The following is a 12,622-nucleotide window of genomic DNA, read 5'->3' on the forward strand; positions in this document are numbered from 1 at the left end:
CGTGATTATGTGTGAGTTTTTCGTTGGCAATTTCCTCCATACTCGTTGTCAACCCCATGTCTATTGATACCGCTCAACCTCAATAAAGGTAGCTCATGCGCTTTTCCCCGGAATGCTGCTGGCTCGCTTGCACCCTCGTGGCCGGCATGGTCCATGCCGCCGAACCGGGCGTCACCGGGACGCACATCCTGTTGGGCATGGTCAATGCCCAGACGGGGGCGGCCGCGGGGCTGGGGCGGGCCATGCTCGATGGCGCGACGGCCGTTTTCCAGGAAGCGAACCGGAGCGGCGGCATTCACGGCCGCACCATCGAGCTGGTGGTGGCGGACGATGGCTACGATCCCGACCGGGCAATCAGCGAGACGCTCAGGCTGGTCGAGGAAAAACAGGTATTCGCCCTGTTCGGCAACGTGGGCACGCCCACCACCAATGCCGTCATCCCGATCGTCCAGGAAATGAAGGTGCCGCTGGTGGGCGCGTTTACGGGCGCAATGACCTTGCGCCACCCCGTGGTGCATGAAATCATCAACTTCCGTGCCAGTTACGACGATGAATCCGATGCCCTGGTGCAGTATTTCACCAGCCGGGGCGTCAAGCGCTTTGGCGTGCTGTACCAGGACGACGGCTTCGGCAATGCCGTGCTCGACGGCACGGTGCGGGCGCTGCAGCGGCGCGGCCTGGACCTCGTCGCCAAGGGTTCCTTCCAGCGCGGCACGACGGCCGTCAAGGCGGGCCTGGCGGCCCTGATCGGCCACGACCTGCAAGCGGTGGTTATGGCCGGCCCCTACACGCCGGTGGCCGCCTTCGTGCGCGAAGCGGGGCCCGCAGGGCTGAAGGCGGCGCTGGCCACGGTATCGTTTGTCGGCACGGACAGCCTGCTGCAACTGCTGGGCACGGAAGGCAACAACATCGTCATTTCGCAGGTCGTGCCCCTGCCGGAAGACCGCCAGTTGCCGATCGCCGCCGAGTGCGCCGCCTTGCTGGCAAGGCATGTGCCGGCCGCCAGGCTGTCGTTCGTCAGTTTCGAGGGCTGCATCTCGGCCACCCTGATGGTGGCGGCGCTGCGCCGCGCGGGCGCGGACCTGACGCGCGAGCGCCTGATCCAGAGTTTCGAAACCTTCGACCGGCTCGACCTCGGCGGCATGCGGGTCACGCTGGGCCCAGGCGACCACCAGGCGTCGACGGCCGTGTTCCTGACCCGCATCGCCGACGGCAAGATCGTTCCGGCAGACCTGGCGCCAGGCGCAAAGTGATGCGCGCCCGCTTTTCCGGCCCACCTTGGAGCCTGGCATGAAAATCAGGACCAAGCTGATCATCAGTACCTCCGTCCTGCTGGCCGGCGTGGCGGCCATGGCGGCGGCCAGCCTGCTGCTGGTGAAAGGCATCGAAACCCATGTGCACGGCTTGACCGACGAGACGGTCCCGCTGTACACGGACGTGTTGCGCCTGCGCTATACCGTGCAGGACCTGGCCTCGGATTTTTTCGAGCTGGGCAAGGCGGAAGACCTGGCGCAGCTCGAGCAGGTGTCGAACAAGATCGTTGCCAATATCCGGACCGCCGAAAGCATCAGCCAGCAATTGCGGCGCCATGGCGAGTCGCAGGCACCGCGCTATCACACGGCCTTCGAACAGGAATTCCAGCGCATGCGCGTCGCCGTGCGCAAACGCCTGGAAAACGAGGCCTATTACAAGGCGCAGGCGACGGAGATGCGGCAAGTGTTGGCGCAGATCAAGGCCGCCGCCAAGGGCGCGCGCGGCAGGATCCGCCTGGTCGACAGCCAGGCCCAGGCCACGGCCGCCGAAGTGCAGCTGCAAAGCCAGCGCCTGAACGAGAACGCCCGCTATCTGACCGACGTGCGCAAGAGCATACTCGACATGCAGATTTCGCTGGCCGAGACGGAGGCCGTGAAAAGCCGTTTCCGCATCGCCCCCTTGCGCGAACGGCTGACGGCCGCCGTCGCGCACCTGGCGGGAAGCGGCGAACGGGGCATCAGCCCTGCCCAGCAGGCGCTGCGGGAAAACGTGCTCGCCACGGCGCGCCGGCTGCTCGATCCCGCCAGCGGCCTGATGACCTTGCGCGCGGGGTTGCTGGCCGAGGGCGGCGCCAGCGCGGCGCAGCAGGCGCAATATGCCGCGCTCAAGGAACAGATCGCCGCCACGCTGGCCAGCGCCCACCTGCGCCTGGCCGAGGAGCTCGACCCCATCGAACTGCAGCTGGCCATAGGACGCGACCGCCTGGCGGAAGCCGGCCGCTATATGCGCACCTCGGCCCGCATCGAGGATGCCAGCGGAGAAATCAACCTGGCCGTCGACGCCATCAGCATCGACGTGGGCGAAGTCATGCTCGCCACGGCCGCCGCCGACGTCACGCGCCTGGGCGACGATATCGCGCTGCGCATCGGCGCCCTGCACGGCGACATGGCCACCATGCAGACCTTGCTGCAAAGCATAGGCCAGCTGGGCTTGCTGGCAGAAACGCGCAGCGTCAATACCTACCTGGACGCGGTGGAGCGCTCGGGACAGCGGCTGGTGCAGGCCAAGGGCAGCGTGCTGGACAGCCAAACGGCGCTGGGCGAGGTCATCGACCATGTGCGCGCCTTCGAGCGCGAGCAGGCTGCCTATTCCGCGCAGCAGGTGGCGCGCATCACGGGGCAACAGCAGGATGCGGTGGTCAAGGTGCGCGACGGCGTGCGCCATGCCTTCGTGCTGATCCTCGGCATCGCGCTGGTGCTGCTGCTGGCCTGCGTGGCCATCACGGGACTGATCAGCGCATCGATCGCCGGGCCGCTGGCGCGATTGTCCCATGCGATTGCCCATATCCGCGGCGGCAAGGCGCTGTCGGTACGCGTGGCGCAGCATGGCAGCGATGAACTGGGGCAGCTGATCACGGGCTTCAACGGCATGCTCGAGCACGTCGAACAGCGCGACCTGGCGCTCAAGCAAGCCAAGGCCGAGGCGGACGCCGCCAACCGCGCCAAGTCGGAATTCCTGGCCAAGATGAGCCACGAGATCCGCACCCCCATGAATGGCGTACTGGGCATGACGGAATTGCTGCAGCGTACGGAACTCAGTCCCAAGCAGCAGCGTTTCGTGCACACAGTGCACCGTTCCGGCGAAAGTTTGCTCAGCATCATCGACGACATCCTCGATTTTTCCAAGATCGAGGCGGGCAAGCTGGTGCTCGAAGACATCCCCTTCGACCTGCGCCAGATGATCGACGACGTGGTGGCGCTGTTTGCCAACGGCATCCAGCGCAAGGCCATCGAATTTACCTGCCGCATCGCCTCCGATGTGCCGCAGCACGTGCGCGGCGACCCCGTGCGCCTGCGCCAGATCCTCACCAACCTGCTCAACAACGCCACCAAGTTCACGGAACGGGGTGAAATTTCCGTCGATGTCAGCTGCCCGGCCGCCGGCCAGGTGCGCCTGGAAGTGCGCGACACGGGCATCGGCATGGCGCCGGAAGCGGCGGCGGCCGTCTTCCAGCCGTTCCGCCAGGCCGACAGCACCACCTCGCGCAAGTACGGCGGCACGGGCTTGGGCCTGGCCATCATCAAGCAGCTGGCGGAAATGATGGGCGGCAACATCGTGCTCCACTCCGTGGCGGGACAGGGCTCCAGCTTCGCCGTCACCGTCGTCGTCGGCGAGGTGGCGCCCGAGGATGCGCCAGCGGCGCCGCCGCCGCGCGTGCCGCTCAATGCCTTGAACGTGCTGATCGTGGACGACAACGCCACCAACCGCAGTATCCTGCTGCAGCACGCGATCGAGTGGCAGATGGCCGCCGCCAGCGCCGCCGACGGCGCCGAAGCGCTGAATCTGCTGCAAGGGGCGCTGCGTAGCGGGCGCCCGTTCGACCTGGCGATCATCGACATGCGCATGCCCGTCATGGATGGCGCCGAGCTGGTGCGGGCAATCAAGGGCGACGCGCGCATGGCGGCGCTGAAAATCATCATGCTCAGTTCACTGGATGCCTCGGCCGATCTGCGCCAGGTGACGGCGCTGGGCGTGGAATACTGCCTGACCAAGCCCGTGCGGGCGCTGGAATTGCGCCACTGCGTCGAGGCCGTCGGCGGCTTCGGCACCCTGGCGCCAGCGACGGCTGCCATACCGGCCACGTCTGCCCTGCCCGCCGCGCCGGATGCGGCTGGCGCAGCCCCTGGCCAGGCCCCGCTGCGCATGCTGCTGGTGGAAGACAACGCGATCAACCAGGAAATCGCCCTGGCCATGCTGGAAGACACGGTCTACGAGGCCACGCCGGCCGACAACGGGCGGCGCGCACTGGCCCTGTGGGAGCGCTACCCGTTCGATGTGATCCTGATGGATTGCCAGATGCCGGAAATGGACGGCTTCGAAGCGACCCGGCGTTTGCGCCGCATGGAAGCCCAGCAAGGCCGCCCCCGCACGCCCATCATTGCCCTGACGGCCAACGCCATCCTGGGCGACCGCGAACTGTGCCTGGAGGCGGGCATGGACGACTACCTCGCCAAGCCGTACACGCGCGCCGCCCTGCTGGCCGTGCTGGCCCGCTGGCGCCCGTCGGCGGCAGTGGAGACGGCGGAGGCGACGGTCGAGGCGACGGAAGCCGTCCCGGCGGCGGCGCGCGGAGCAAACCCTGTCCTCGACGCCGCCGCCCTGCAAAACCTGCGCGCCATGCGGCGTCCCGGCCGTCCCGACGTGCTGGGCCGCATCATCGACCTGTTCCACAGCGACGCGCCGCGTCTGCTGGGCCAGCTGGAAGTGGCGGCCGAGGCCAGCGACGCCGCGGCGCTGCAGCTGGCGGCGCACACGCTCAAGTCCAGCTGCGCCAATGTGGGCGCGCTGGGCTTGTCGGCCACCTGCCGTGAAATCGAACAATATGCGCGCGGCAATGACGTCGGCAGCGCGCTGCAGCATATCCGCGGCATCCAGCAAGAACTCGACCGTGTCCTCGCCGCCCTGGCCATTGAGAAGGAAACCCTATGAATACCGCACAGCCCCCGCAAGCACTGGTCCTAGTGGTCGATGACGACACCATGACGCGCATCCTGGTGACGGAAGCGCTGGAGCCGGAAGGCTTCCGCATCGTGGAAGCGGCCAGCGGCCTGGAAGCGCTGGCCGCCTTCCAGCGCGGCGTGCCCGACCTGATCCTGCTCGACGTCGCCATGCCCGGCATGAGCGGCTTCGAATGCTGCGCACAGCTGCGCCGGCTGCCCGGCGGCGCGCACGTGCCCATCGTCGTGCTGACCGGCAACGATGACGATGACTCCATCAAGCAGGCGCTGGAAGCGGGCGCCAGCGATTTCATCTCCAAGCCGATGCAATGGCGGCTGCTGGCGCACCGCCTGCGCTACCTGCTGCGAGCCAGCAGCGCGCTCACCGAATTGAGCCGCATCCAGGAAAGCCTCAGCCACGCGCAGGCGCTGGCACGCCTCGGCAACTGGGAATACCGTGTTGCCGGCGGCGACGGCTACTGGTCGCCGGAACTGCTGCGCATCCTGGGCCTGGAGGCCGCTTCCGGCCCCACCAGCTTCGACCGTTTGCTGCAATGCCTGCCCGAAGACCAGCGGCCCCTGCTGCTCGATGCCTTCATGGAACTGCATGCCAACGGCACCAGCTACAGCCTGGAGCACAAGGTGCTGCGGCCCGACGGCGGCGAGTGCATCGTCTTTCACCAGGCCGAAGCCGTGCGTGAAGGCCATCAGGTGCTGCTGATGCGCGGTACCGTGCAGGACATCACGGAACGCAAGCTGCAGCAAAGGCGCATCGAATACCTGGCCAACCATGATGCGCTGACGGACTTGCCCAACCGCCAGCTGCTGAACGACCGCATCGGCCAGGCCATCGCCCATGCCCGCCGCACCCGTTTGCACCTGGCTACGCTGATGCTGGACCTCGACCGTTTCAAGTTCGTCAACGACAGCTATGGCCACCCCGTGGGCGATGCCCTGCTGCAGGAAGTGGCGCGCCGGCTCAAGCTGGCCGTGCGCGAAGGCGACACTGTGGCCCGCCAGGGCGGCGACGAATTCGTTGTCCTGCTGACGGACCTGCCCGACATCGAAACGGCCGAACAAATCGTGAAAAAGGTACTCGAGCTGTTCGCCGATCCTGTCGTGCTGGGCGAACATACCCTGCACGTCAGCACCAGTATCGGCGCCAGCGTCTTTCCCTCGGACGGCGACAGCGCCGACATGTTGCTCAAGACGGCCGACGCGGCCCTCTACAGCGCCAAGGACAAGGGCCGCAATGGCTGCCAGTTCTACAACCACAAGATGGGCGTACTGGTGGAAGAGCGGGCCGAAATCGAACACGCGCTGCACCAGGCGCTGGCGCTGAACGAGCTGGAATTGCATTACCAGCCCAAGGTCGACCTCACCAGCGGCAAGATTTATGGCATGGAAGCGCTGCTGCGCTGGCGCCGCGACGGCATCGGCCTGGTGCCGCCTGAGCGCTTCATTCCCCTGGCCGAGGAAACAGGCATGATCGTGCCCATCGGCGAATGGGTGCTGCGCACGGCGTGCGCGCAACTGGGCGTGTGGCATGCGTACGGCTTTACGCACCTGACGATGGCCGTCAACGTGTCGGCACGCCAGTTCCGCCAGGTCGACATGCCGGAACTGGTGCGCGCAGTGCTGGCCGACAGCGGCCTGCCGGCGCACTGCCTGGAGCTGGAGCTGACGGAGAGCGTGCTGATGCAAAACCGCGACCTCGTGGTGCGGGCGCTGGAGCAGTTGAAGGAAATCGGCGTCACCCTGTCGCTGGACGACTTCGGCACCGGCTATTCCAGCCTGTCCTATCTGAAGCAATTTCCCATCGACGTGGTCAAGATCGACCAATCGTTCATCCGCGACGTGACCGACAGCGTGGATGGCGCTTCGCTGACCCGCTCCATCATCGCCATGGCCAAGTCGCTGCACCTGACCACGGTGGCCGAAGGCGTGGAAACGGAGGGGCAATTGGGTTTCCTCAACACCAACCGCTGCGACGCCATGCAAGGCTATTACTTCAGCCGCCCCCTGCCCGGCGCCGAGATGGATCTGATGTTGCATGCAGGCACTCATTTGCCGCCCGAGAGCTGCCATGCCGTGGCGCCCCAGCGCGTGCTGCTGCTGGTGGACGACGAGGAGCATATCCTGTCCGCCCTGCGCCGCTCGCTGCGCAAGGAAGGCTACCAGATACTCAGCACCACCAATCCGCAGGAAGCACTGGAACTGGTCGCCGCCCACGCGGTGGGCGTGATCCTCACGGATGCGCGCATGCCGGGCATGTCGGGCAACGAACTATTGCGCCGCATCAAGGGCGTCTATCCCGAGATTGTGCGCGTGATGCTGTCCGGCTACCCTGAGCTGCATTCGGTCACGGCGGCCATCAACGAAGGCTCGGTGTACAAATTCATCACCAAGCCATGGGACGAAACCCTGCTGAAAGACCACCTGCGCGAAGCCTTCCAGCGCTTCGAATCGGGCGTGCAGCGGCCGCCGCTGGGGCCCCATGGCGTCGAGATCAGCAACCGCGCCGCCTAGCGCGCCGCCAGGAGCCATCATGCAGGAGCAGCTGTTCTTCGCAGGCTTGCGCGCCCTGGCCGAGGCCGCCTTTCCCAAACATTGCGCCTGCTGCGGGCGCGTCTTCGCCACGGCCGACGAGTTTATTGTGCAGACGCGATCGATGCGCCCGAATGTCTCCGGGCTGAAACAAAGCTTCGATGACAACAACGTGGCCATCGTCGAGGTCTACCGCAATTGCCTGTGCGGCTCGACCCTGATGGATTTCTTTTCGGACAGGCGCGACAGGTCCGAGCCATCGCTGCAGCGGCGCCAGCTGTTTGAGCGCCTGCTACCGCTGCTGCAGGAAAAAGGCATGGAGCGCGGCGCGGCGCGCGCCTATCTGCTGCAAGTCGTGCGCGGCCAGTTGCCGTGACGGCCGTGCTTGCATATATGATGCCGCCTGCACACACAAACAGGGAAAGGCAGGCGGCGGAGAATGACAACGATCACGGGGCGATTGCAGGAAGCGGGCTTCGATGCGACACAGGCCGATGCCCTGGCGCAGGATATTGAACAGAAAAAATATGGTCCCTTGCTGCGGCAGTTGCTGCTGCGCGGCCTGTGGGCCGATGTCGTCGATGAAAGCTTGCCGCGGCCCCAGTGGCTGGAGCGCTGGCGCGCGCTGGGCGAATCAGGCTTTCCCTTCATCAACGCCCCTGCCCTGCAGCGCCTGCTGGACGCTGGCGTCAATGTGCACGACCTGACGGACGTCGTGCGCTCGGCGCAGGTGCTCACGATCTATAACATCGCCCAGCTGATCGACGAACCCTGCCGCGACCTGGGCTACGATCTGGAAGAAACGCCCGACCTGGCGCTGGCGGCCATCGACGCGGCCGGCGCCGTGCACCGCTGCGGCAGCCTGCATGAGGAAATCGAAGAGCGGGACCCGGCCGGCCGCCACGGCCAGCCCCGCTCGCTGGAGCTGCGCCAGTTCGGCGGCTTGCCGGACGCGCAACAGGAGGCTCTCAGGGACTTGCTGGAAAAAAAAGCCTGGTCGCAAGCGGCCATGCTGTGGAAGCGCGCCACCGGCGGCGAGCTGGCGCACTGCCTGCTGACGGTGCAGCGGCTGGCGCGCCAGCTGTAGCGTGTTCGTTTACCAGTAGCCGAGCACCTTCCACCAGACGCTGCCGACGACGGCAAAGATCAGCAGTTCCAGCACGCACATGATGAAACCGACACGCCACCAGTTGCCCATCGTCACGAAGCCGCTGCCGAAGATGATGGGCGAGGTACCCGTCGCATAGTGGGTCAGGGTCATCATGATGGCCGAGCCGGCCGTCATCATCAGCATGAACGGCACGTGGTATGCGGCCGGGATCAGGTGCAGGCCCACGGTCAGAAAGGCCAGCAGCATGGCGCTGATGTGCGCTGTCGTGCTGGCAAAGAAGTAATGCGAAAAGACAAACACCAGCACGAGGACGCCGGCGATCGGCAGCCAGTCCATGCCGCTGGCGACAATCGCCGCCTTCATGCCGGCCGAGAACCAGGCGATCACGCCCGTCTTGTTCAGCTGCTCCGCCATCATGACGAGGGCGCCGAACCACACCAGAGTGTCCCAGGCGCTCTTTTCCGACAGCACGTCGTCCCAGTCGATGGTGCCGGTAATGATCAGCACGAACAAGCCGACAAAGGCGACCACCGTCGCATCGAGCGAAAACGCGGGGCCGAACAGCATGGCGGGCACGTTGGCCCACAGCAGCAGCAACAGGGCGAAGGTGCCCAGCATGACCTTTTCCGGCGGCGACAGCGGGCCCATGCCCTTCAATTCCGCCTTCGCGTAGGTGACGGCGTCGGGCGTGGCCTTCAGTTCCGGCGGGGACAGCCAATAGATGATCAAAGGCATCACCAGCAGGCAGACCAGGCCCGGCAGCAGCATGCACAGGGCCCAGGTGGTCCATGTCAGGTGGAAACTCTGGCCGCTGGCCTTGGCCACGAAATCGACCACCAGCGGATTGGGCGCCGTGGCCGTCAGGAACATGGCCGACGTGATGGGGTTGGCATGGTAGTTGACGAGGGCCAGATAGGTGCCCACTTTCTTTTCCGTACCCTTGGCCGGATCCGAATCGAAGGCGTTGGCGATCGATTTCATGACGGGGTGGACGATGCCGCCGCCGCGCGCCGTGTTACTGGGCGTAAATGGCGCCAGCACCAGTTCGCAGATCGCAAGGCCATAACCGATGCCCATGGTGCGCTTGCCCAGCAGCGAGATGAACAGCAGGCCGATGCGGCTGCCCAGCCCTGTCTTTTTCAAGCCGCGCGATATCAAAATCGCCACGACGATCAGCCAGATCAATGGATTCGAGAAACTGCTGAGCGCATCCGTGATGGCGCCCTTGGACGAGGTCGACGTCACCTGCGACAAGGAAACAATGACAATGGCCATCATCGCCATCACGCCGATGGGCATGACTTTTAATATGATCGCCAAAATCGTGGTGAGGAAGATCGCCACCAGGCCCCAGGCCTTGGGCGTCAAGCCTTCGGGCGCCGGCAGCAATAGCATGCCGACCAACAAGGCGGTGCAGATCAGGGCGGGGACGAGGCGGAATGGGACGGCTTCCTTGAAATGCAGGAACAGGTCGCGCACTGTTTTATACATCATGATTTCCTTTTACTGGACAGGCATCCGGGCGGGCAACGGCGCCCGCGCGAATTGTGATAATTCTTTTTAGCAACATCATACAAGCTCATGTGCCAGCGCCCCGCTCCATTACGCGTGCGCTTGCCAGGAAATTTCAGAATCGTTGACTTGAGCGCTATCACAAGAGCGGAATATATTGACGGCAAGTGACAATGGGTGACTTTTTTGGCAATTTTTCTCTGTATCTTTCCCCGTAGCTGCCGCCAGATGCCACCAGGATTGCCAACCTTCTAGGGGAAAACTTGATGAATAGCACGGAACAGTACTCGATCCACCCATCCATTGGCATCGCCCGCGTGGGCAACAGCCATGATTCGTTTTACCTGGCGCCGGAATCGATAGGCGGGTTGCCGATCGAAGCGGACAGCAACAACGATCCGCTGCTGGCCGATGGCAAGCCGGTCCACGTTTCCCAATTCAAGGATGCTGCCGGCCGCGTGCGGCGCCAGGCCGCCAGTTTCCGCATTTACAAGTCGGTGCCGGGACACCACGGCGAAAAAGTCCTCGTCGACCTGCAAGACCCGAGCATTGCCAAAATCGAGTGGACAGTGCACGTGGCCAACAAAAAGGCCGCCTGGTGGAACTTCATTCCCCTGCTGGGCGACTTGATGTTTGGCCCGTACAACAGCTATGAAACTTGGGAAAATACGCCGCCTGCCTGGAAGCTGACGCCCACCTCCTGGACCAATTTGCGCAACGGCGACGTCACGGGGGATGCGGCACGGCAAAAACTGATCGTCGATCCGGGACCGCGCACCCTGGACGCGCCGCTGGGCAAGGCCCATTTCGACAAGGATGGCGCCGGTTCCTATGCGCACGTGTCCTTCCCCGATCCCACGGCCATCACGCAAGGCTATCCGGTGCGCACCCTCGGTGAAATGCGCACGGATTCGCGCGGCAACCTGCTGGTGATCGGCGCCTATGGCCGCGCCGGCGGCTCCGAAAGCATCACGGGCTTTGGCGGCGGCGACACGTGGAACGACGACGTGGCCGACGGCCCCGTCAGCGCGACCATCCATTTCACCGATGGCAGCCCCTCCGTGGAACTGAAAGCGTGGGTCGTCATCGGCTCGCCGAAGTTCGCGCCCGAACTGGTGAATATTTCCACCTGGGATGACGTCGTGGCCGACATGGCCATCAAATACAAGAAAGCGCTGCCCGAAGCCTACGACACGGCCCGCTGGAGCGGCAGCGATGGCTGGAACCCGGACTATGTCGTCAATTACGAGCAGGATATCCGCCCTTTCCTTGCCCGCATAGGCGATTACCAGTGGGTGGCGACGGTGCCGTCGATGACGGCCTTCATCCGTCCCGCCTTCGACGTGGCCGACGCCTCGGAAGCGAACCGGCCGCAGCGCGAAAAATTCTTCAGTTATTTCCGCAAGCCGTCGGCCATCCGGCCCGGCACGGAAGAACAGGTGCCGGGCTTCACGGGCGGCCAGGGCGGGCAACTGTTCAGCGAAGCCACCACCGAGGACCCGGGCGCCGGCATACCGCTCGTGCCCCTGAATTCGGGCAGCAATTCCGTGCGCAACAATGTCATCAGCAAATTCTCGGTGCTGACGGATACGCAATATTTCGCTTTGCAACAATGGGCGGCCGGCAAATTCTCGCCCACGGCGCCGGGCCTGGCCTTGCCGGGCGTCGACCCGCTCGACCACGTGGCCATCGGCAATTGCGTGGGCGAGCCCATGTGCCCCGGCATCGAAGTGACCTGGAGCGTGCGCAATCCCATCATCTATGCAAAACCGTACGCCATCCTGCACCGCGTGGATGCCGACTACGCAAAAAACGGTCTGTCGGCTGGCCGCGACGAGTGCGAACCGGTGGACTGGAACGATCCGACCGTCGGCACCGGCTGCGAACCGGGCGACCTGACCAAGCGCATGGCCATCCCGTGGCAGGCGGACTTCTACGACTGCTCGGTGCAGATGATTAACTTCGACAATCCGGACCTGGTCAAGAATCCCGATTCGCTCATCCCCATTCCGCCCACCTACTACGCCTACTGGTGGCCGCCGCAAAGCCCGTGGAACGTGATCAACGGCGCCACCACCAAGGAAGAACAGGCGCTCGCCGGCGTGCCGGCCGGCATGCAGGTGATGTACAGCCGCGGCATGAACAGTTTTTCGCAGATGATCAGTTCATGGCACTACCTGGGTTTCATCGTGAATCAGAACCAGGACCCCGTGGCGGGCCGCCAGTACCCGTACTTCGTCGAGAAGGAGCGCAATCACGCCAAGTTCGTCGCCGCCAGCGTGGGGGTCGGCAATGCCAGCAGTTTCATCACGGGCGACGATGCCAACTACCTGCCCGCGTGGTTCCTCAAGGACGAGGATCCGCAGACGGTGCCCGAGAAGGCATCGCAGCTGTTTGCCAGCGGCGGCGCGCAAGTGGCCCTGCATGACACGCCGAAGAAAATCATGCCGGCCAACCGGCGCCGGTTTTCACATTGAGTTCG

7 protein-coding genes are annotated in these 12,622 nt (G+C 64.7%); 6 read left to right on the top strand and 1 reads right to left on the bottom strand.

Annotation, left to right across the window (positions count from 1 at the left end):
- The first annotated feature begins 95 nt into the window (after window positions 1-95).
- The 5 genes from CBW66_RS04555 (at window position 96) to CBW66_RS04575 (ending at window position 8,604) form a co-directional block, all read left to right on the top strand.
- Window positions 96-1,253, top strand: coding sequence for an ABC transporter substrate-binding protein (locus CBW66_RS04555; protein ID WP_230492137.1), 1,158 nt, complete (start codon window positions 96-98; stop codon window positions 1,251-1,253).
- A 37-nt stretch (window positions 1,254-1,290) separates the two neighbouring features.
- On the top strand, window positions 1,291-4,962 hold the full coding sequence (locus CBW66_RS04560) for a response regulator (RefSeq protein WP_086136799.1): 3,672 nt from the start codon (window positions 1,291-1,293) through the stop codon (window positions 4,960-4,962).
- Window positions 4,959-7,499 carry an EAL domain-containing protein gene (locus CBW66_RS04565; RefSeq protein WP_086136800.1) on the top strand — a complete coding sequence of 847 codons (2,541 nt, stop codon included), beginning with the start codon at window positions 4,959-4,961 and terminating at the stop codon, window positions 7,497-7,499. The genes CBW66_RS04560 and CBW66_RS04565 overlap by 4 nt, the downstream gene beginning before the upstream one ends.
- Window positions 7,500-7,518: 19 nt before the next feature.
- Entirely contained in the window at window positions 7,519-7,893 is a 375-nt protein-coding gene (locus CBW66_RS04570) for a hypothetical protein (protein ID WP_086136801.1), read from the top strand.
- Window positions 7,894-7,956: 63 nt separating this feature from the next.
- A complete protein-coding gene (locus CBW66_RS04575; protein ID WP_139841559.1) occupies window positions 7,957-8,604 on the top strand; it encodes a hypothetical protein in 648 nt (215 codons plus the stop codon).
- A gap of 9 nt (window positions 8,605-8,613) precedes the next feature.
- On the opposite strand, the gene CBW66_RS04580 is transcribed toward CBW66_RS04575, so the two are convergent.
- Complete coding sequence (locus tag CBW66_RS04580) at window positions 8,614-10,119, bottom strand: anion permease (protein WP_086136803.1); 1,506 nt, start codon at window positions 10,117-10,119, stop codon at window positions 8,614-8,616.
- Between the two features lie 287 nt (window positions 10,120-10,406).
- Here CBW66_RS04580 and lodA point away from each other — a divergent pair, with 287 nt between their 5' ends.
- Window positions 10,407-12,617, top strand: coding sequence for a CTQ-dependent lysine 6-oxidase LodA (gene lodA / locus CBW66_RS04585; RefSeq protein ID WP_086136804.1), 2,211 nt, complete (start codon window positions 10,407-10,409; stop codon window positions 12,615-12,617).
- Window positions 12,618-12,622 lie beyond the last annotated feature (5 nt).

Origin of the sequence: Janthinobacterium sp. GW456P (assembly GCF_002127655.1) — a bacterium.
Classification (GTDB): domain Bacteria; phylum Pseudomonadota; class Gammaproteobacteria; order Burkholderiales; family Burkholderiaceae_D; genus Janthinobacterium.